This window comes from Bacillus sp. BC08 (genome assembly GCF_054326875.1).
Map to the genome: position 1 here is coordinate 201,296 of NZ_JBTGPA010000037.1, position 18,625 is coordinate 219,920.

An 18,625-nucleotide genomic window follows, 5' to 3' on the forward strand; every position below is an offset into this window, starting at 1 on the left:
GTAGAAGTGGCAAAACCGAATGTTGTTAATAGAGAGAAGTTACTAGAAGCAGCAAAAGCAATTATTGCAGAGAACGGGATGGAAAAGTTGACATTAAAAGTAGTTGCAGAGAGTGCTCAAGTTACGCAAGGTACTGTATACTATCATTTTAAAACGAAAGATCAATTATTACTTGAAGTAACTGAATCGTTTTGTAAAGCGTCATGGGAACAAATAGGAAAGGATGTACAGTTAGAGAAGGCTTTACAGTCTGCGGAAAGTAGATGTGTGAAAGATTCAATGTATCATCATTTGTTTTTTCAATTAGTAGCTAGTGGATTACAAAATGATGCGATGAAAGAAAAAATTGGTGGATTGTTACATTATGAAAATCAAGAATTAAAAGAAGTGTTAAATAAAAAAATAGGAGATACAATGACATCTGAAATTTCAACTGAAACATGGAGCGTTTTATGTAATGCATTAATTGACGGATTGGCATTGCAAGCATTATTCAATCCATCATTTTCTACAGAGAAAGTATATGGTGATTTATATATGCTCTTGGAAAAGTTTACAGTGCTACAAAAGGGAGGTAATGTCAGTGAATAATAGATTTTGGCTCACTATTTTATTTTCGATTGGCATTTGGTTTTTTGCCTCAGCATTCTTCATTATTTTCGGTTCTTCCGTTTTATTAGAATACACTTCAAATAGATTTTTTCTACAATTGACGTATCTGGAATTAGGAACAGCTATAGCTTTATACTTTGTAATGTGGTTATACCAAAAACTAGATACTACGAAATATGCAGTTATTAAGTTAGGTATATGCGGTACAGCAATCGGTTTAATTTTAGATTCTTACATCTTATATCATTCCTCTAAGCTATTTTCACAATTCTCCTCACAGCAAATCATATCATTTACCATTTGGATGGTTATTGCTTATGCATTATATTTAACAATCCCTTTCGTTATGGAACGAAAAAAATTGATGTAAAGAGGTATGTTATCCTCTTTACATCAATTACATCCCCGAAAGAACTAACAACAATAACCCAAATAGAAAACTAATAAAAGAAAGAAAACTGATACATATGGAGAACACACGATTATTTCTCCATTCCCGCCAGAAAACGATACAACCTAAAATACAAAGGAAAAACCAAATGGGTAAGAATATGAACTCGCTAACTTTCTCGGGGAGTAACGTATAAAAAGTTGTTACATATAAGATCCAATTTGTAAAAAATAAAATACAAACAATAATAGATTGTAAGTGGGGGCGCTTGAAAAACTCCCCTTTTTTTATGGTTATAAAAATGATAGTTAGCGCTGCGAAAAAGGCAATGAATATGAAAAGAAGTAAGAGTAATGTAAGTGTCATTTACATCTCCTTTATCCCGCTTTAATGGGCAGTAAGACCCCCACCTCCAAATTCAGCGAAAGCAAAGAAGTTAGGCGGGGTCGGGCTGTCCATAAAAGTCCGATTGGTGAGGGCTAATAATCAGTGGGAGATGAAGAAAACCCCCACTGATTAAAGTTTCACTTTATAAGATTGTTCTTGCAAGAAATGAATCTATTATATTGTATGCCTGTTTTGTAGAGTTCTCGCTATATTTTTCAGTGTACGGGTTTAGAAATCCATGTTCACCGTGTAGTTGTTGTATTTCTAGTAAAGGATTATTTTGTTCCTGCAATGTTTGAATTAAAGAGGATACTGAAAAACTAGCTTCTTTTTCAGGGAAAATAAGTAGGGTAGCACATGTTGGTTTTATATGAATATAGTCACGTATACGGGAACCATAACATCCAATAATAAAATCTATTTTCGGATTGTTACTGCATAGCCATGAGATGGTAGCACCAACACTAAAGCCGATAAGTCCAATATGTGTGTAAAGACTGGAAAGACGAGTAATAAATTCTTCAATTTTCTTTTTTCCATCATCAAATCCAATATGATTCATAAAAAAATGATATGCTTTTTCTTCATCACTGTAATGAAATGCATGTTGCGATTGTAGAAGATTAGGACAGAATACATCTATATGAGATGAAGTGAAGTGTTGGGTAACGTGATGCATATGGTCGTTCACACCATATATTTCATGAACAGTAACGAGAGCTAATTTTTTCTTCATCGTTACAATGTATCTCTATGAAACTTAAACTCTTTCTCAACACGGCATATACGCAGATGGAAGTTTTCATACCATTGCTCACGGCCTCTTTTTTTCGCTTCTTTATGTAAGGCGTTTTGTTTCCAATTGTCAATTGCTTCAAGTGATTCCCAATAAGAAATGGTGATTCCGAGTCCTGTCTGATCACGTGCACTTTCTACACCTAAAAATCCAGGTTGCTGCTTTGCAAGTTCCTCCATTTTGTCAGCAACGCTACTATAATCTGTCGTATCATTTGATAAATTAGAAGTGAATATAACTGCATAGTAATGCTTGTTTTTTTCTAAATCAAATCTCATTATCTTTCCCCCTTAATATACAGTGCGAATAATTCATTCATAGTTTGTATTTTAGCAGGTTAAAAAAAGAAAAGAAGTAGAAGATTCTTATTTTTTCAGTTGTTGTAAAACAAGGGGGATAGAGAATTTATATGAAAGTAAGAAAAATGCCACTTCAAAATCGAAGTGGCATTTTTTATATTTCCTCTAAGCTATTAACTGGAACAGTTAATTCGCGTTTTGGATTTGTTACTTCATATATGCGGGCGGTTTCGTTGCTTTCATCGACGTGTTGAATCATAACAGGCATGCCTTGAAAACTGACATTGGCTTCTTCAGATGACTCGGAGAGCTCTTTTGCGCGTTGTATATTCATTTATATTCCTCCCATCATTATTATCTTTGCTAAAAAAGAGGAATAATATACCATTTCGAGACATTCTTAAAGTTTTTGTATTATTTGTAATGTTTCTTTAATAAATGCAGAGAAAATAGAATCCGGATACGATTGTATCATTTCATTTGCTTTTGTTGCTTCTTCAAGAGCTCTTTTTTTATCATTCAGTTTGACGTAACAAAGTGCACGATATGCACCTGCTGTTGTAAGCCACGATTGATCCAATGGATGGTTCATATAATCTGGTATAATACCACGTTCCAATGCTTCTAAAGCTTCTTCGTAACGTTTTAATCCGTATAAAGATTTTCCTTTTTCAAGATAATACAATCCATCGTCTTGAAAAATGGGCTGATCTTTTAGTTTTTCTCGATATTGTTCTAGATGTTTTAATGCGATTGTATATTCATTAGTAATCGTGTTGTAGTAGTAGGCTTTTAAAATATTAGTCATCGCAATGGATAGCGTATCTTCTGTAAAAATGGCAAACTGCTCAGATTTTTTTATGTAATATAAATAACGCTCTTTATCAACTGTAATGACTTTTTGGTAAGATAAAATCCGGTAAAAAACATCAGTTTTATAATATACTTGATGTTTTTTTGAAAATGCGAGTGTCTCTAATATCGTTTCTTCACATTTTTCATAATTGCCACATGCTAGTAATATGATGGCTTCATATAAACATAAATCAATATGTATAATAAGATCCATTTCTAAATGTTTCTCTTCATAATCATTTCTAATATTAGATATAAGTTGTAAACATTCTGCATACTTTTTACGTGTGAATATCGTAAAAGATAATTTTAATTTTGTTTCCGTACTGTCTCGGTATAACTTATATTTTTCGAAAATAGAAACAGCTTTTTCTACGTAAGATTCAATGTTGTAATCTTTCATAATCACCGCAGCAGTTACGAATTGTTTGTATATACGAGCCGTATTTAAAGTAGAAGGGAGCTCTTTTTGAACGATAGGTAGTAAAGTCTCGTACACTTCATCACATTTGTTTTCCTTTATGAGTTGCTCCATTTTTGTAATGAGTTCTACAATTTCTCCATCATCATCTTCTAATAAAAAACTCGCTTCACATTCAAGTTTTTCAGCGATATATTGTAATGTTTTCATAGAAGGTGTAGCTTTTCCATTTTCAATTTGACTAAGCATACTTTTTGTAAGTTTCGAACCTGCCAGCTCTGTTTGTGTAAGTTTTTTTTCTTTACGTAACGCTTTAATTTTTTCACCGAGAGTTGCCATATTATTGCTCCTTTATAATTGGAAAGTTAAATTTTATTTAACTTTTCGTTGTAAAAATTGGAAAGTCGATTATATAATAAGTTTAACACAATTTAACTTTTAAGGGGAGAGAGTCATTATGGGAGATGTAAGTATAGGACAACATGATACAAGAATGAAGATTGCAACAAGAAATATTATTTTAATGATGATTGGAAAGATGACGTCTTTATTGGGGGCAGGAATTTATACATTTGCCATGGGGTTATACGTTTTAAAGACAACTGGTTCAGGAATGGGTTTTGCAACTACGCTTGTTTGCGGATCACTTCCAAGGATGATCTGTGGTCCGATTGCGGGTGCTGTAGCTGACCGTGTGAATCGAAAATGGCTTGTCATTGGCACTGATTTATTAAGTAGCTTAACGATGCTTATTATGTTTATTCTTGCTACTATATTTGGACCATCACTTCTTTTTATTTATGTTTCAGCAGCATTATTATCAGTTTGTGCCAGTTTTTATTCTGTTGCATTAACTTCGTCTATTCCGAGTTTAGTAAATGAGGAACGTATTCAAAAAGCGAGTGCTTTAAATCAAACGGCAGCTTCTTTATCAAATATTTTAGGGCCGATTATTGGCGGAGTTGTATTTGGTTTCTTTTCCATTAAGTTGTTCTTTTTATTAAATAGTATCACGTTCTTTTTAGCGGTTATTTTGCAATTATTTATTGTATTTGATTTATATAAAAAAGAAATGGTTGAAAGTAAGGAGCATTTCTTGACGAGTATAAAAGAAGGTTTTTCATATGTAAAACGACAGCATGAAATATATGGTTTAATGAAAATAGCGCTGTGGGTAAACTTTTTTGCGTGTGGGCTAACCGTTGCACTTCCATATATTATCGTCCATACATTGCATTTATCTTCAAGGCAACTCGGTACTGTAGAGGGAATGTTAGCGGTCGGGATGCTAATGGGGGCGATTGCTTTATCAGTGCGTAAAGAAGTGGAAAATCCGTTTCGTTCTATTTATACAGGACTTTTTTTATTTGCGGGTTTAAGTTTATGTACAGTCTTCCCATTATTAGTTACCATTCCAAAAGTGGCAAGTTTTATTTACTATATTGCTTTTATGATGTTAACGGGTATAGCAATTATGATTGTAAATATTCCGATGCAAGTACATATGCAAAAAACGACAGATCCGAGCTATTTAGGGCGTGTGTTTGGCCTACTTGAAACAATTGCTACTGCAATCGCACCACTCGGTATGATTGTATATGGATTATTATTAGATATGTTGCCTACTAGCATTGTTATGGTGACATTAGGCGGAGGTTTATTGTTAGTTGTATTAGTTGGGGTAAAGCAACATATGGCGAAAAAACAAGTAGATGTGTCGGCTTAATAATAAGAAAATAATAAAAATTTGACTTATCATAATAAAAATGACCGAATTAGTATTTTAGTTTTTGAAACTCTTTTTCATGTGTGTTACAGTAAAGTGAGCAGGCAAAGAAAAGGAGAAAACATCATGAAAAAATTAAGTTTTGTTATGCTTTTTCTGTTAGTCGTAATGGCTGGATGTAGTAATTATGACACATATATTGATACAGGTATGCAATCATTGAAAGATGAAAAATATAGTGATGCAACGATGTGGTTTGATAAAGCGGAAAAAGAAAAATCAGGAAATGAAGCGAAATCATATAAAGAAATGGCCGAGAAAATGGATCACGGAGCAACAGCATTAAAAGATGGTAAGTATTTAGAAGCGAAAGACATTGCAAATGAAGTGTTGCAAATGAAAAAAGACGATGCACTTGAAACAGCTGTAACATCAAATGCAGAGAATATGCTTCAAAAAGCAAAAGATGTAGAAGAGAAAGTGAATGAAAGAGTAGCAAAGCGGAGAAAAGTAGAAGAAGAAGGAATCGATAAACTCATTAAAGCTGTCGATAGTATAGACGATGTGAAAGAAAAAGAGAAGAAAGTTTCAGAAGCATTAGATAAGGCTGAAGAGGCACAAGCAAAAATTGAAGCGAAGAAAAATAAATAGAGTTATAGTTTAAAAGGCTGTCGTGCATAACGACAGCCTTTTAATTTTTTGCGGCATAAGAAGTGATGTTATGTAGTAAAAAAGAAATAATTTTAGAATTCCATCTGTCCTCATGATGAATCGTATAAATGTTACGTTGAAATTCAAATCCAGGGATGGGTATGTAGCATAGTTCATTTCGGTGTACTTCTTGTTCAATAGCGAGTTTAGAAATAAAAGCAACGCCATTACCATATTTTAAAATTTGTTTCATCGTTTCTAATGAATCTAATTCAATTTCAGATTGGAACGTAATGTTATGTTCTAACATCCATTGCGTAAGTAAATCTCTCGTTGTAGATGGGTTACGATGCAATAGTATACGTTCTTTTTCGATATCTTGTAATGATACATTTTCTTTTTTTGAAAAATGATGTTCTTTAGAGAAAGCAAGAACAAGTGTATCAGGTATTATTTTTGTTTCTTTTAAAGGTGATTCATCAAACGGTGCCGCAGAAATTATCCCGAGATCAATTTCATGATTTTGTAGCATCGCTCGAATTTCAGGAGCTGTTTTTACCATAATTGTTATTTTTATATTTGGGAATTCGCATTGAAATTGGTGAATAATTTCTGGTAAAAGATAAGTCGCTGGTACATAACTAGCGCCAATTGTTATAGCACCTTTATGAAAATCTTTAAACTCTTGCGTGACCCGTCTAGCTTCTTTCATAAGTGCATCTATTTTACAAGCATAATGATGCAATGCCTCACCAGCCTCTGTTAAGAAATATCTTCCTGAACGTAATTCAAATAAAGGAACACCAAGTTCCTCTTCTAAGCTTTTTATATGGAATGTAATAGTAGGTTGTTTAACACCAAGTTTTTCTGCAACTATCGTAAGTTTTTTATACTTCTTAATAAGTACTACAATTTCTAATTTTAAGAGATTCATTATGAGTTGCCGCCTTTTTTATTTTAACTATAGAAAAAATCTATAGAAATAAATAGTTTATTAGAAGTTTTTTAATTTAATCTTTACAGTACATTAACATTCAGTATAAATCTTCCAGATAGAATGAAAGCAGGTTAAGAGTGAGGGGAAAGAGGTGAAACGATGGATATTAAAATTCATGGATTAGAAAAGAAGTTTGGAAAAACGCAGGCGTTAAAACCGTTACAAATTGTTATGAAACAAGGTGAATTCACCACATTGTTAGGACCTTCTGGGTGTGGGAAAACGACTTTACTTAGAATGATTGCAGGACTGGAAGAGCCAGATAAAGGTGAAATATATTTTGGAGATAGGTGCATGCATTCTTCAACCAAAAAAATAAAAACATCTCCTCATGAACGTAATATCGGGATGGTATTTCAAGATTTTGCTTTATGGCCGCACATGACAGTATTTGAAAATGTTGCATTTGGTTTAAGGGCTACAAAGCAAACGAATCAATATCGGGAAAAAGTAGAAGATGCAATAAAGCGAGTTCGCTTGCAAGGGATGGAGAAAAGATATCCGCATGAACTCTCTGGTGGACAGCAGCAACGTGTTGCATTTGCGAGAGCGATTGTAACAAAGCCGCATTTTATTTTGTTTGATGAACCGCTGAGTGCACTCGATGCAATTTTGCGAGAAGAAATGCGATTAGAGCTTATGGATATCGTTCATTCAATCGGTTTAACGGCATTGTATGTCACGCATGATCAAACAGAAGCGATGTCAATGTCAGACCAAATTATTGTCATGAAACAAGGAGAAGTATTACAAAAAGGAACACCGGAAGACATTTACGTGAAGCCATCTCATGAATTTGTTGCAAAATTTGTTGGTAAAGCAAATTGGCTTGTAGAGGGGAAACAAATGGTTCGTCCAGAACATGTAAGCTGGACAAAAAATGAAGTGTGCGAAATGTATACAGGTGAAATTCAGCACGTTACATATGTAGGAGAACGGTATGAAATGAAAGTAAACATGGGCGCACTTGGGATATGGACAGCTTATCATAATAGTAAATTAAGCATCGGTAAACCAGTATCGTTATATGTGTCAAAAAAATGTATTCATCATATAGGGGGAGAATCGTATGAAGAAATTCAGTTCGCTTAAGTCTTTATTTGTATGTACTTTATTATTTTCTGCTGTAGTAACAGGGTGTAGTTCAAAGACAGGAAATGCAGATGCAAAAAGTAAAAATACGAATGAAAAGAAAATTGTTGTATATAGTGCAGGACCAAAAGGATTAGCAGAAAAGATTCAAAAGGACTTTGAAAAGAAAACAGGTATAAAAGTAGAAATGTTTCAAGGAACAACAGGTAAGATTTTAGCGAGAATGGAAGCTGAAAAGAAAAATCCAGTCGTTGACGTAGTCGTACTTGCATCATTACCAGCGATGGAAGGATTAAAAAAGGATGGGCAAACGCTAGCTTATAAAGAAGCGAAACAAGCTGATAAGCTTCGTACTGAATGGTCGGATGATAAAGGACATTATTTTGGATATAGTGCGTCAGCGTTAGGAATTGTGTATAACACAAAAAATGTGAAGACAGCGCCTGAAGATTGGAGTGATATAACGAAAGGGGAATGGAAAGGAAAAGTGAATCTTCCAGATCCAGCACTTTCAGGTTCCGCGTTAGACTTTGTAACAGGATATGTGAAAAAGAATGGAAAAGATGGATGGGATTTATTTGAACAGCTTAAGAAAAATGAAGTTACAGTAGCGGGGGCAAATCAAGAAGCGTTAGATCCAGTAGTAACAGGTGCAAAAGATATGGTCATTGCGGGCGTTGATTATATGACGTACAGTGCAAAAGCAAAGGGTGAACCGGTTGATATTGTTTATCCAAAAAGCGGAACAGTTATTAGTCCACGTGCAGCAGGGATTATGAAGGATAGTAAAAATGTAGAAGGTGCAAAAGAGTTTATTGATTATTTATTATCAGATGATGTGCAAAAACAAGTTTCTAAAGCGTATTTATTACCGGGCAGAACAGATATAAAAGCTGAAAATAGACCGAATGTAGAAGAGATTCCAGTATTAAATATTGATTGGAAAACAGTTGAGAAAGAACAAGATGAAATAGGAAAACAATTTAAGAAAGTATTTCAATAAGATGGTGATTACATGGTAAATCGATTCGTATCAGTAAGGCAAATTGGAATGACGGTAGCGCTGTTACTTGTGGCGATGTTAATCGTCGTTCCGCTTTTTCTCATTTTATTTTCTAGTGTATATGAAAATAGTAGTTGGAATTTTTTAAAGCCTTTTGAAGTGATGCAGAGCGTTGGATTAGCGGGGATTTTTCTAAACTCGATGCTTTTAGGTGTACTCGTAGTAATAGGAGCAACCATATTTGCATTTCCATTAGCATTCATCATGAGTAAAACAGATGTTGGAAAGTATAGTAAGTTGGATATTGTTTTTATGATTCCATTTATGACTCCGCCGTATATTGGATCGATGGGCTGGATTTTGTTCATGCAGCCGAACGGCTATTTCGAGCAGTTTTTCCCGATGCTAAAGACGATTTCATCTTCGTTTTTTAGTTTAGGAGGTATGGTTTTAATTATGAGTCTGCATTTATTCCCATTCTTATACTTCATGTTGAAAAACACGTTACTTCAAATTGGGAGTAGTAAAGAAGAAGCTGCAGCAGTTCATGGTGGAAGCTTTTTCTATCGTTTAAGAAAAATAATATTGCCGTTATTAGTATCAAGTTATGTAATGGGTGCTTTACTTATTTTCGTAAAGACGATTGCTGAATTTGGAACACCGGCTACATTCGGACGTAGAATAGGATTTCATGTATTAACATCAGAGATTCATAAATTTATTTCGAGTTGGCCGATTGATTTTAGTAGTGCAACAGCATTATCTTCTTTATTGCTTAGTGCATGTATGCTCATTTGGTATATGCAAAATGTATTGAATCGAAAGTACTCATATGCAATGGTTAGTGGAAAAGGTGTGAAATCTAAAAGGTATACATTGTCTATATTTACACGGGTCGTAGCATGGGCTTATGTAATTGGTTTATTAATCGTATCAATTGGAATCCCGTATTTTTCTATACTGATTGCTTCATTATCGAAATTAAGAGGCGGCGGCTTACAGTTAAACAACTTTACAACGAGCCATTATGAAGCATTATTTACAATTGGATCTCCAGGATTAGAGGCTTTATGGAACAGTTTTCTTTTTTCGCTTATAACAGCGATTATTGCGGTAATCATTGGAGTATTTTTGGCGCTTATGATCCGAAAGGGGAAAAAGTCCTCTGAAAAATGGCTTGATATGTGTGGTATGTTACCGAATATGGTACCAGGAATCGTGATGGTTGTAGGGCTTATTTTATTTTGGAATTCACCCTATATGCCCCTATCAATTTACAATACACCAGTCATGGTTATCGTAACGTACGTCGTTCTTTTTTTACCTTATACGGTGCAGTATGTAAAAGCATCGCTCGGGCAAATTGATGATTCTCTTGTACAGGCAGGAAGTATTTTTTCTGGGAATTATATTTATATCTTTAGAAAAATAATATTACCTCTTATTGTCCCGGGTATTCTTGCCGGATGGGCGATGACATTTACAATCTCGATAAGAGAGTTAGTAGCATCGCTTCTCGTACTACCTCCATCAGTAGAAACGTCAGCAACATTTATTTTCGCTCAATTTGAACAAGGAGAAGTATCTATTGGAATGGCGATGGCTGTCGTTTCAGTTGGACTTACAACAGTATGTTTATTACTTCTGCAACATATGGAGCAAAAGCGAAAAGGGGTAGCATGATGAGGGTAGAAGTATGGGGAGGAGCGGGAGAATATGGTCGTTCCTGCTACTTCGTAAAAAATAAAGAGACGAAAATAGTATTTGATTGTGGGATTAATCGATCATATGAGGATAGTTATCCAAAAATAGAGAGGGAAGTTGTACCATTTTTAGATGCAGTATTTTTATCACATATTCATGAAGATCATACGATGGGATTACCTTTATTGGCAAAGTATGGATATAAGAAAAAAATTTGGACGACTCGTTATACGAAGGAGCAACTTCCCGCTTATTATCAAAAATGGAGAAACTACAATTTGGCGCAAGGATGGAATGTACCTTATAACGACCAAAATGTTAAAGATTTAAATTATGTATACATTGATGAGATTAGTGATCCAAATGAATGGATACAGATTACACCTACATTGCGGTTTCAATGGGGGTATAGTGGGCATGTATTAGGGGCTGTTTGGTTTTTAGTGGATATGAGTCATACATATGTATTTTATTCTGGCGATTATTCAGCTGAGTCTCACATATTACGAGCTAATTTACCTGAGAAACTGCGCGGGGGGATAAAAGTGGCAATCGTAGATGCCGCTTATCATACTGACGATGTTTCGCAACATGAAAGAGTAAACGAATTGTGTACAGAAATTGAACGAGTTGCGCAAAAGAAAGGAATAGCATTATTGCCATTGCCACCGCTTGGTAGGGCGCAAGATATTGTATTGTATTTGTATAAAAAATATAAAGAATATAAAGAACTTCCCATTATAGTAGATCAAGAAATTTTGGATGGATTTCAAGAGATGTTCGTATATAAAGATTGGATCAAGAACAATGAAGAACTTGAAGAGCTTATGGAGAGTTTAAAGAGAAACATAATCGTTATGGATCATGACATCGGTACGCAAAATAGTTATGGAATCGTTGTAATGAGTGATGCGAATATGCAAACGAAAAGAGCTCAGTTATATTATGAACAACTTCGGCATGAAGAACGAAATTCTATTATCTTTACTGGGCATATTGCTAAAGGGAGTTTTGCGGAAAAGGTTATGAAAGAACGTATAGGTAAAGGATGTAGGGTGAAGCGAGTTCCGTATAAAGTTCATCAAAGTATAAGTGACGTTAAGGCAATGTTAAATACACTATTACCAGAACATACGGTGTTAGTACACGCTTTGAAAGAAGATACGGATCGATTGCAGGAAAAGCTTAGCATGGCAGGGTATGAAAATGTGTATTCACTTACTATGGAACGTATAGAAGTTATTTAAAATGTAAAGGGGATCGGTATATGAAAAAGGTATTTGTATTCGCAAGCATTTTCTTTTGTTGTTTTCTTTATAACGTTAAGGAAGGCTTTGCCGCCAGTCCGATGAAACCTAGTTTTGAAGTGAAATTATTATTAAAGCCAGAACAAGTATTAGGTTATAACAAAGAAATAAATCAAGAGGTACTAGAATATTTCCATACTGGTACAAATTATGAAAGAATACAAGTGCAATTTTTAGATACGGCAAATAAAGATTTAAGTAAGGAAGGTTGGTTTGCAAGAATTCGAAAGAAAGAATTTAGTAAAGATTTTGAGCTAACATATAAAAAAAGATATCCCATTCAAAATGGTGTAATACAAGATGCACTAGAAGTGGCTAAAAAGGATGGATTTGATAGTAAAACTGATAGTTATGAGGCAGAAGTAGATTGGGGATTTGAGAAGAAAACGTTAAGTATTTCAAATAAAAAAAGTTACAGTGCTAAAGGATATGGAGTACTTGATTTACCAAACGAACGAGCCGCTCAAAACATGTTAATAGAAAAATTACCAGGGAAAATGAACAAATGGCTGTATACGAATTGGGGAGAAGAAATGCTCAAGAACTCTCGTATTTACGGCCCTGTATTAATGCAAAGGTATACAGGGGAGTTTGGAAATATAAAAACGAACATTGAAGTTTGGCCATTAAGTAATACAGGGAAAATAGAAGATGATTTCGTAATAGAAGTGTCGTTTAAAACAAATGAGGAAAGTATTACAACAAAACAAAGAGAATTATTAATGAGGAATGTAGAACAAAAAGGATGGTTGTTGCCGAAAGATAGTTTGAAGACAGAGCTTATTTTTCAGTGAATAGTAAAAAAGGGATCCATATGCCATGGATTCCTTTTTCTAATATAGGAGTATTAAGCTAAATCAGCTGACACGAACATATCATTATTTTGAAGGTTTTTAGAGCGTAAACTATAAGCAACTACCTTCTTTTTATGTTGCTTTACAACATCAACATGCTCTTCATGACTATAAATGTAAAAGATAAAATCCTTTTTACCGCGTTTTGCATTGATAATTAAAGGTGTGCCCTCATTGTGTGGTGGTGCATAATAGCGATCTAAAAATAATCCTTCGTTAAAATCATGAATGATTTTGGATTTTTGTTCGCCTTCTAAGTTATTTCCATTGATTGTAACAGTCGCATTCGCTTCTTCAAGTTGTGGATGTGTTTCGTACTTGCTAATGATGGATTCAATAACAGAGTTAGGAAGACTAGAAACGATAATTTTAAATGCCCCAAATACAACTAACATAACAATAAACCAAGTCGTCATAGTATATCATCCCCTTTATTCTATTAAATAATATAACTCATATGGTAATAGTACATATGGTGAAGTTTTGTATAATTTGTGAAAAATATGCCATTTTCATGAACAAAATGTTAGAAAAATCAATTTTGTTACAAAAAGTTGAAATCGAAGTATTTTAAAAGAAAAAGGTTTATAATAAAAATATAACTAATAACCACATTACTAATTATAAGGAAGTGTAACTATGAGTACTGTAACAATCGTATATGGTATTATTCTTTCCACAATTATCGTTTTATTTTTCGTTGGGGTTTCACGTTATATTCATAAATGGAAAGAAGGCGTTGCGAAATTAAATCACATTGAAGAAGAACTGAGTGATTTAATGTTACATCATGGTAAGTAAAAAGTTTATTTTTTAACTAAACAATGTGAAGGATATCACAAAACATGCTCTCATCATGAAGGCATGTTTTTTTGTTATGTGAATGATTAGGCACATTCATACATTTTTTCCATACGATACAATGTGAAGGTGGAAATGTTCGGAGTGGAAAAGAGGGATAAAATGAGTAGTTCAGGTTATGTTCCAGATAATAAAAATTTAAAGAAAAGCTCAGGAACTCCAAACCTTTTCTTTGATTCGAGAAAAAATATCTTTTTTAAAAGGGATGAGAAAAACGTTGCATATGAAGTTACGTCAACGCAGTTACCAGCGATGATAGGTGGAGCATTTGTTGATTTATTTATGACGAAAGGGCATATGCGAGAACCGCATTGGCATCCGAATGCGTGGGAGTTGGATGTTGTTGTATCAGGAGAAGCAGTTACTTCCATTTTAAATCCGGAAACGAATCAATTGCAAGATTATCATGTAAAAGCGGGGCAAACTGTCTTTATTCCAATGGGATGGTGGCATTGGATCACAGCGGTAACAGAAGAAGTACAATTACATTTGTTCTTCAATAACGATCAGTTTGAAACAGCAGAAGGATCAGACATACTTAGATTAACACCGCCAGAAGTATTTCAAGCTGCATACGGTGTAAGTGCAGAAAAACTAGGAAAGGACCTCTCGCCAATTAAGGAATCAGTTGTAATTGGTCCTCCTAACTCCAATCGACTAACAGATAGTAAACAAAGTGACGACTCAAATATAATCGTTACGTTAAATGGGCAAATAACATCATGTGAAATAGAGTAACTCTTTCTTTTTTAGGAAGAGTTACTCTGTTTTGTATAATTTTATAATTTAATTCGTTATAATTATAATAATTGAATAAAGTAGAAATTGTCATTATGTTTAACGATATAGAAGATCAAGTTGCATATCAAAAGCTGAGAAATAATGTAGATTATTTTATTAGAGACATTATAACAAGTGAGGAATTCAAAAATAAATTATAATAGAATAATTTTATTATGTAAACAAGATGCTATTAAAGGTAGGTGTTGAGATGAGGTTGAATGAGTATATGCTTGAAACGTTTCCAAATTTAGAACTTAGACCACCTCTATTTTATAATGGGGATATTGGTATTCGCTTTAGATTAGGTGTGAACTATGATTGCAATAACATTTATGAAAACTGCCCATATTTAGAAGGCGTTTATAATAGAGCGATTACTTTATTTCAGTCTTTACATGCAACAGAAGATGATATTTATATCGTAGTGGATGCAAATGACTATGCAGACGGTGAAATTTTCAAACACAAATTGAATATCTTTTCTAAGTATGTAAAAGAGAAGTCCGATCTGTTTAAGTTACAGAAAAATACAATCCCTTATATTTTTCCAGAAGACGATGAAGACGGGGTATATAAAACTCATAGATATACTTTGAAATGTAAAGTTTCAGACTTGAAATACATTCCTATGCTAAAAGCAATTTGTAATCAAGATATGGGAATAAAACCGCGTATTTTTCATAGGGTGTATTTCATAAATATTAACAAGAATACTATATTTCACGTTTATGATGATAGGGGTTGTGATGTATTAGCTACCTCTCCTAATACAATTAGAGATATTTATCATACATATAATGATTGGATATTAGAATACGACAGAAATAAAATTGATAAACTATTTAATTGAATGTAGTCTATTTTAAATGAGGGAAATACCATAGAGGTGTTTCCCTTTTATTAATATGAAAATCAACATTCAAATTTGACAGCGCTTATTATAAAGGTAAAGGAATTTGATGGTAATGTATTGAATTTGGATAGAAACAGAAAAGGGGGATGAATGAATGACGACAATATATTTCGTTCGCCATGCCCACTCTACATATACAAAAGAAGAACGGGAACGGCCTTTATCTGAAAAAGGGCATTGTGATGCAGAGAATGTAACACGCTTGTTAAAAGATAAACATATTGATGTTGTGATCTCTAGCCCGTATAAAAGAGCAATTCAAACTGTGCAAGGAATTGCGAATACATATCATGTATCGATACAAATAGAAGAAGATTTACGTGAAAGGTTATTAAGTACAGAGCCGGTACAGGATTTTAATGCTGCTATGGAGAAAGTGTGGGGAGATTGGAATTATGCATACGAAGGCGGAGAATCAAATGATGTAGCACAAAGACGCGTTGTAACATGTATGCAAAGTATATTAAAAAAATATAAAGGTAAGAATATTGTAATAGGTACTCATGGGAATATTATGGTATTACTAATGAATTATTTTGATTCCAAATATGATTTTCAGTTTTGGAAAACCCTTCATATGCCTGATGTGTATAAATTAACTTTTGATAATAATTGTTTCAGTTCTGCTGAAAGAATACAGTCTACAGATTATCAGATAAAGTGAAACTTTAATCAGTGGGGGTTTTGTTCATCCCCCACTGATTATTAGCCCTCACCAATCGAGCTTTTACGGGCAGTTGATCCCCCATCTAACTTCTTTGCTTTCGCTGAATTTTGAGGTGGGGGTCTTACTGCCCGTTCATGCGGGATAAATAATTTGTAAAAGTTTATCAAAAAAAGAGGAAAGAGAGAAGTTATTGTAGAAGTATGACTTTGTAACATAAAAATTATGTGTTAAAGGAGGCTGTTTACATGTTTGAGAAAGAGAAAGAAGGGCTTATTGAAGTTCACAACGTATATGAAATTGCACCAGCAGATGGAACAATTATTGGTATGGCAACGGAAGAAGAAATGGAAATTGCTGCTGAACTAGAGCTGCAGTACTATGCCCATTCTCGTTTGCTAGAAGCAAATATTCAGTTAGACGGTTCCTCCTACAAAGAGTTACTTCAGGAGTTCCAGGAGTACGAAAGAAAATCAATGAGCTTTTGGCGAGCAATACATAAGCGTCTAGCTGTGCCATGGGCATGGGTATTACGTATTGACGTTGCGAATGGCCCTATATATGTAAGTAATGGGAATTCGTATTACGAAGAAATCGATGATGAAGAAGATTATGAATAGATAAGTAAGGAAGCAGCGTTAGTTGCTTCCTTTTTTTATTTATAGAGATTGAATTGCTTCAATAATGATATCTGGTCGATCAATTTCGATTCCGTGACCAGCATGTTCGGCAAGTATATATTGGCCATGTATCGAGAGCTGTAATTGTTCATGAATCAGTTCTTGCCACATTGATTCAAGTTGCGTCGCTTCCTCTTTTGGCATGCCACCTTCAGTCAACTGAGTAATAGAAAATTGAGGGTCTCTACCGATAACGATTAAAGGTGTTTCTAATGTTTTATATAGTTCTTTTATTAAGCGGGCACAATTTTTCCACTCACATAGTTCAGAAGCTGTCGCTTTATATAATAGAGGCGAGGTAGAAAATTCAATGTACTGTCTTGATTGATTAACGAGTATAGATTTTAGTTCATTATAAAGCATGTCTACATTCATTTTGGAATACGTATTATATTTTTGAAGCCACATATCATCCGAGTCAGTCTGATCAGAAATTGGTAAATGAAGTTCATCTAGTCGGTGTAAGTTCATGGAAGTAGAATCAACTAAAATAAGTGCTTGCAGCTTATCTTCATATAACATCGCAAAATGTTGTGCGCATAGGCCGCCATAGGAATGACCGATTAGAATGATTGGCTCGTGAATATCCAGTTTTTGTAGCAACAAATGAAGTTCTTTTGTTACTTGTAATGTAGTACGTGAATGATTCCCTAGTTCACTTTTTCCGTAACCTGGGCGATGGTATGAAACGACTGTAAAGTGCTGTGAAAGCTTTTCTATAGTAGGAAGCCAATCATAAAATGAGCAAGTCATTCCGGTTTGAATGACTACCGTTTGTTTACTACTTCCTGCTATATATACTTCTATAGTTTGCCCCAATACCTCTACAAGTTTATAAATAATAAACCCTCCTAACTAAGCTTGAAATAATTTTTGACAAGCGAAAACGATACACCAAACACCTATACCGAACAGGACAGATGTACTAAGTGAAAATGAATTTTTTAACCCAATATAGACGATAAATAATAGTAGTGCGGATGCAGGAAATCCATATAATACGCCTATCGCAAATTGACTTAATTCTTGTTTGTTCCCGCCTTCAAAAGAAATCCAAAATAGACTTAGTAAACTAACGAGTGGAAGGGCAGCAATAAAGCCGCCTATCGCACTGTAATGTTTAGCGACTTCAGTAATCACACCGATAATAAGTGCCGAAACGATTACTTTAACGAGGAAATGCATATTTTGCCTCCTTCGCTAATAACGAAAAGGCTTTTTCAATTAATTGTTGTTCTTCTTTTGATAACTGAGATTCTAATATTTTTATCTTTTCTTTATCTAGTAAAGTATGCTTTTCTAATCCTTCAATGCCTTCTTTCGTTAATGTAAGGTTCACAACTCTTTCATCTTGTTTGTTTCTTTCTTTTATAATAAATCCTTTTTGAATAAGGCGCTTTACGTGTTCAGATGCTGTGTTATGAGAGAGACTAAGCTCAGTAGCGACTTTTCCAATTGTTATATCTTTCTCACGAGAAACGATTTGTAAAATACGAATAGCTTGATGGGAAAGGTTGTCTTCATATTCGTATCGTAAGTGATAATAAATACTCTCCCAATGTTGATTGATGTCTTTCATAATGATAAATCCCCCTATTTTTATATCGTACAATAAGATATATTCGTTAG

At 34.1% G+C, this 18,625-nt stretch carries 25 protein-coding genes and 1 pseudogene; 16 read left to right on the forward strand and 10 right to left on the reverse strand.

Annotated elements, in window-relative coordinates:
* Positions 1-6: 6 nt before the first annotated feature.
* On the forward strand, positions 7-591 hold the full coding sequence (locus ACXVYO_RS24710) for a TetR/AcrR family transcriptional regulator (protein WP_458468742.1): 585 nt from the start codon (positions 7-9) through the stop codon (positions 589-591).
* Positions 584-982 carry a DUF5367 family protein gene (locus ACXVYO_RS24715; RefSeq protein ID WP_458468743.1) on the forward strand — a complete coding sequence of 133 codons (399 nt, stop codon included), beginning with the start codon at positions 584-586 and terminating at the stop codon, positions 980-982. Before ACXVYO_RS24710 ends, ACXVYO_RS24715 begins: the two co-directional genes overlap by 8 nt.
* Positions 983-1,009: 27 nt before the next feature.
* Here ACXVYO_RS24715 and ACXVYO_RS24720 read toward each other — a convergent pair whose 3' ends face one another.
* From ACXVYO_RS24720 to ACXVYO_RS24740, 5 genes are all read right to left on the reverse strand, one after another.
* The gene (locus tag ACXVYO_RS24720) at positions 1,010-1,369 is read right to left on the reverse strand and encodes a hypothetical protein (protein WP_458468744.1); all 360 of its coding nucleotides are present in this window, start codon (positions 1,367-1,369) and stop codon (positions 1,010-1,012) included.
* Positions 1,370-1,532: 163 nt separating this feature from the next.
* Positions 1,533-2,126: a dienelactone hydrolase family protein gene (locus tag ACXVYO_RS24725; RefSeq protein ID WP_458468745.1), complete on the reverse strand. Its 594-nt coding sequence runs from the start codon at positions 2,124-2,126 to the stop codon at positions 1,533-1,535.
* 2 nt (positions 2,127-2,128) lie between these two features.
* On the reverse strand, positions 2,129-2,464 hold the full coding sequence (locus tag ACXVYO_RS24730) for an antibiotic biosynthesis monooxygenase family protein (protein ID WP_458468746.1): 336 nt from the start codon (positions 2,462-2,464) through the stop codon (positions 2,129-2,131).
* Between the two features lie 175 nt (positions 2,465-2,639).
* The gene (locus ACXVYO_RS24735) at positions 2,640-2,819 is read right to left on the reverse strand and encodes an H-type small acid-soluble spore protein (protein ID WP_001025736.1); all 180 of its coding nucleotides are present in this window, start codon (positions 2,817-2,819) and stop codon (positions 2,640-2,642) included.
* Between the two features lie 66 nt (positions 2,820-2,885).
* Positions 2,886-4,100, reverse strand: a complete 1,215-nt coding sequence (locus tag ACXVYO_RS24740; RefSeq protein ID WP_458468747.1) for a helix-turn-helix domain-containing protein — start codon at positions 4,098-4,100, stop codon at positions 2,886-2,888.
* Positions 4,101-4,218: 118 nt separating this feature from the next.
* Between ACXVYO_RS24740 and ACXVYO_RS24745 the strand changes: the two genes are divergently transcribed.
* Together ACXVYO_RS24745 and ACXVYO_RS24750 are read left to right on the forward strand one after the other, a co-directional pair.
* Positions 4,219-5,487, forward strand: a complete 1,269-nt coding sequence (locus ACXVYO_RS24745) for an MFS transporter (protein WP_458468748.1) — start codon at positions 4,219-4,221, stop codon at positions 5,485-5,487.
* Between the two features lie 126 nt (positions 5,488-5,613).
* The gene (locus ACXVYO_RS24750) at positions 5,614-6,138 is read left to right on the forward strand and encodes a hypothetical protein (RefSeq protein ID WP_458468749.1); all 525 of its coding nucleotides are present in this window, start codon (positions 5,614-5,616) and stop codon (positions 6,136-6,138) included.
* A 40-nt stretch (positions 6,139-6,178) separates the two neighbouring features.
* Here the strand turns inward: ACXVYO_RS24750 and ACXVYO_RS24755 are convergent, their stop codons facing one another.
* Positions 6,179-7,072, reverse strand: coding sequence for a LysR substrate-binding domain-containing protein (locus ACXVYO_RS24755; protein ID WP_458468750.1), 894 nt, complete (start codon positions 7,070-7,072; stop codon positions 6,179-6,181).
* A 162-nt stretch (positions 7,073-7,234) separates the two neighbouring features.
* On the opposite strand from ACXVYO_RS24755, the gene ACXVYO_RS24760 reads away from it, so the two are divergent.
* Genes ACXVYO_RS24760 through ACXVYO_RS24780 form a run of 5 tightly spaced genes read left to right on the forward strand, consistent with a single transcriptional unit; the run spans position 7,235 to position 13,035 of the window.
* A complete protein-coding gene (locus ACXVYO_RS24760) occupies positions 7,235-8,227 on the forward strand; it encodes an ABC transporter ATP-binding protein (RefSeq protein WP_458468751.1) in 993 nt (330 codons plus the stop codon).
* Positions 8,205-9,230 carry an extracellular solute-binding protein gene (locus ACXVYO_RS24765; RefSeq protein ID WP_458468752.1) on the forward strand — a complete coding sequence of 342 codons (1,026 nt, stop codon included), beginning with the start codon at positions 8,205-8,207 and terminating at the stop codon, positions 9,228-9,230. Before ACXVYO_RS24760 ends, ACXVYO_RS24765 begins: the two co-directional genes overlap by 23 nt.
* 12 nt (positions 9,231-9,242) lie before the next feature.
* Positions 9,243-10,913, forward strand: a complete 1,671-nt coding sequence (locus tag ACXVYO_RS24770) for an ABC transporter permease (protein WP_458468753.1) — start codon at positions 9,243-9,245, stop codon at positions 10,911-10,913.
* Entirely contained in the window at positions 10,910-12,181 is a 1,272-nt protein-coding gene (locus ACXVYO_RS24775; RefSeq protein WP_458468754.1) for an MBL fold metallo-hydrolase, read from the forward strand. The genes ACXVYO_RS24770 and ACXVYO_RS24775 overlap by 4 nt, the downstream gene beginning before the upstream one ends.
* Before the next feature lie 20 nt (positions 12,182-12,201).
* The gene (locus tag ACXVYO_RS24780) at positions 12,202-13,035 is read left to right on the forward strand and encodes a hypothetical protein (protein ID WP_458468755.1); all 834 of its coding nucleotides are present in this window, start codon (positions 12,202-12,204) and stop codon (positions 13,033-13,035) included.
* A 53-nt stretch (positions 13,036-13,088) separates the two neighbouring features.
* On the opposite strand, the gene ACXVYO_RS24785 is transcribed toward ACXVYO_RS24780, so the two are convergent.
* Entirely contained in the window at positions 13,089-13,511 is a 423-nt protein-coding gene (locus ACXVYO_RS24785) for a YfmQ family protein (protein ID WP_458468756.1), read from the reverse strand.
* A 41-nt stretch (positions 13,512-13,552) separates the two neighbouring features.
* On the opposite strand from ACXVYO_RS24785, the gene ACXVYO_RS24790 reads away from it, so the two are divergent.
* The 7 genes and pseudogenes from ACXVYO_RS24790 to ACXVYO_RS24820 all read left to right on the forward strand — a co-directional run bounded on the left by ACXVYO_RS24790 (position 13,553) and on the right by ACXVYO_RS24820 (position 16,936).
* Complete coding sequence (locus ACXVYO_RS24790) at positions 13,553-13,669, forward strand: multidrug transporter MatE (protein WP_080685354.1); 117 nt, start codon at positions 13,553-13,555, stop codon at positions 13,667-13,669.
* Positions 13,670-13,734: 65 nt separating this feature from the next.
* A complete protein-coding gene (locus tag ACXVYO_RS24795) occupies positions 13,735-13,896 on the forward strand; it encodes a hypothetical protein (RefSeq protein ID WP_000109006.1) in 162 nt (53 codons plus the stop codon).
* A 162-nt stretch (positions 13,897-14,058) separates the two neighbouring features.
* Entirely contained in the window at positions 14,059-14,694 is a 636-nt protein-coding gene (locus ACXVYO_RS24800; protein ID WP_458468757.1) for a cupin domain-containing protein, read from the forward strand.
* A 74-nt stretch (positions 14,695-14,768) separates the two neighbouring features.
* A pseudogene (locus tag ACXVYO_RS24805) lies at positions 14,769-14,897 on the forward strand (serine hydrolase); the annotation flags it as partial.
* 50 nt (positions 14,898-14,947) lie between these two features.
* Positions 14,948-15,589 carry a DUF3885 domain-containing protein gene (locus tag ACXVYO_RS24810; protein ID WP_458468758.1) on the forward strand — a complete coding sequence of 214 codons (642 nt, stop codon included), beginning with the start codon at positions 14,948-14,950 and terminating at the stop codon, positions 15,587-15,589.
* 157 nt (positions 15,590-15,746) lie between these two features.
* Positions 15,747-16,316 (forward strand): histidine phosphatase family protein, encoded by a 570-nt coding sequence (locus ACXVYO_RS24815; protein ID WP_458468759.1) that lies wholly within the window; start codon positions 15,747-15,749, stop codon positions 16,314-16,316.
* A gap of 248 nt (positions 16,317-16,564) precedes the next feature.
* Complete coding sequence (locus tag ACXVYO_RS24820; protein ID WP_000461767.1) at positions 16,565-16,936, forward strand: hypothetical protein; 372 nt, start codon at positions 16,565-16,567, stop codon at positions 16,934-16,936.
* 39 nt (positions 16,937-16,975) lie between these two features.
* Here the strand turns inward: ACXVYO_RS24820 and ACXVYO_RS24825 are convergent, their stop codons facing one another.
* The 3 genes from ACXVYO_RS24825 to ACXVYO_RS24835 are packed head-to-tail and all read right to left on the reverse strand — an operon-like array spanning position 16,976 to position 18,575.
* Positions 16,976-17,815 carry an alpha/beta fold hydrolase gene (locus ACXVYO_RS24825; RefSeq protein ID WP_458468760.1) on the reverse strand — a complete coding sequence of 280 codons (840 nt, stop codon included), beginning with the start codon at positions 17,813-17,815 and terminating at the stop codon, positions 16,976-16,978.
* Between the two features lie 36 nt (positions 17,816-17,851).
* The gene (locus ACXVYO_RS24830; RefSeq protein ID WP_048527196.1) at positions 17,852-18,181 is read right to left on the reverse strand and encodes a DUF3147 family protein; all 330 of its coding nucleotides are present in this window, start codon (positions 18,179-18,181) and stop codon (positions 17,852-17,854) included.
* Positions 18,165-18,575 carry a MarR family winged helix-turn-helix transcriptional regulator gene (locus tag ACXVYO_RS24835; protein WP_458468761.1) on the reverse strand — a complete coding sequence of 137 codons (411 nt, stop codon included), beginning with the start codon at positions 18,573-18,575 and terminating at the stop codon, positions 18,165-18,167. The genes ACXVYO_RS24830 and ACXVYO_RS24835 overlap by 17 nt, the downstream gene beginning before the upstream one ends.
* Positions 18,576-18,625: the final 50 nt, after the last annotated feature.

Bases quoted from the DNA above. Each gene is read 5' to 3' on its own strand.
- ACXVYO_RS24720 (WP_458468744.1), bottom strand. From the start codon at position 1,369: ATGACACTTACATTACTCTTACTTCTTTTCATATTCATTGCCTTTTTC.
- ACXVYO_RS24785 (WP_458468756.1), bottom strand. From the start codon at position 13,511: ATGACGACTTGGTTTATTGTTATGTTAGTTGTATTTGGGGCATTTAAA.
- ACXVYO_RS24780 (WP_458468755.1), top strand. From the start codon at position 12,202: ATGAAAAAGGTATTTGTATTCGCAAGCATTTTCTTTTGTTGTTTTCTT.
- ACXVYO_RS24755 (WP_458468750.1), bottom strand. From the start codon at position 7,072: ATGAATCTCTTAAAATTAGAAATTGTAGTACTTATTAAGAAGTATAAA.
- ACXVYO_RS24810 (WP_458468758.1), top strand. From the start codon at position 14,948: ATGAGGTTGAATGAGTATATGCTTGAAACGTTTCCAAATTTAGAACTT.
- ACXVYO_RS24770 (WP_458468753.1), top strand. From the start codon at position 9,243: ATGGTAAATCGATTCGTATCAGTAAGGCAAATTGGAATGACGGTAGCG.
- ACXVYO_RS24815 (WP_458468759.1), top strand. From the start codon at position 15,747: ATGACGACAATATATTTCGTTCGCCATGCCCACTCTACATATACAAAA.
- ACXVYO_RS24750 (WP_458468749.1), top strand. From the start codon at position 5,614: ATGAAAAAATTAAGTTTTGTTATGCTTTTTCTGTTAGTCGTAATGGCT.
- ACXVYO_RS24775 (WP_458468754.1), top strand. From the start codon at position 10,910: ATGATGAGGGTAGAAGTATGGGGAGGAGCGGGAGAATATGGTCGTTCC.
- ACXVYO_RS24830 (WP_048527196.1), bottom strand. From the start codon at position 18,181: ATGCATTTCCTCGTTAAAGTAATCGTTTCGGCACTTATTATCGGTGTG.
- ACXVYO_RS24735 (WP_001025736.1), bottom strand. From the start codon at position 2,819: ATGAATATACAACGCGCAAAAGAGCTCTCCGAGTCATCTGAAGAAGCC.
- ACXVYO_RS24725 (WP_458468745.1), bottom strand. From the start codon at position 2,126: ATGAAGAAAAAATTAGCTCTCGTTACTGTTCATGAAATATATGGTGTG.
- ACXVYO_RS24835 (WP_458468761.1), bottom strand. From the start codon at position 18,575: ATGAAAGACATCAATCAACATTGGGAGAGTATTTATTATCACTTACGA.
- ACXVYO_RS24795 (WP_000109006.1), top strand. From the start codon at position 13,735: ATGAGTACTGTAACAATCGTATATGGTATTATTCTTTCCACAATTATC.
- ACXVYO_RS24760 (WP_458468751.1), top strand. From the start codon at position 7,235: ATGGATATTAAAATTCATGGATTAGAAAAGAAGTTTGGAAAAACGCAG.
- ACXVYO_RS24745 (WP_458468748.1), top strand. From the start codon at position 4,219: ATGGGAGATGTAAGTATAGGACAACATGATACAAGAATGAAGATTGCA.
- ACXVYO_RS24790 (WP_080685354.1), top strand. From the start codon at position 13,553: ATGGTAATAGTACATATGGTGAAGTTTTGTATAATTTGTGAAAAATAT.
- ACXVYO_RS24740 (WP_458468747.1), bottom strand. From the start codon at position 4,100: ATGGCAACTCTCGGTGAAAAAATTAAAGCGTTACGTAAAGAAAAAAAA.
- ACXVYO_RS24800 (WP_458468757.1), top strand. From the start codon at position 14,059: ATGAGTAGTTCAGGTTATGTTCCAGATAATAAAAATTTAAAGAAAAGC.
- ACXVYO_RS24765 (WP_458468752.1), top strand. From the start codon at position 8,205: ATGAAGAAATTCAGTTCGCTTAAGTCTTTATTTGTATGTACTTTATTA.
- ACXVYO_RS24730 (WP_458468746.1), bottom strand. From the start codon at position 2,464: ATGAGATTTGATTTAGAAAAAAACAAGCATTACTATGCAGTTATATTC.
- ACXVYO_RS24820 (WP_000461767.1), top strand. From the start codon at position 16,565: ATGTTTGAGAAAGAGAAAGAAGGGCTTATTGAAGTTCACAACGTATAT.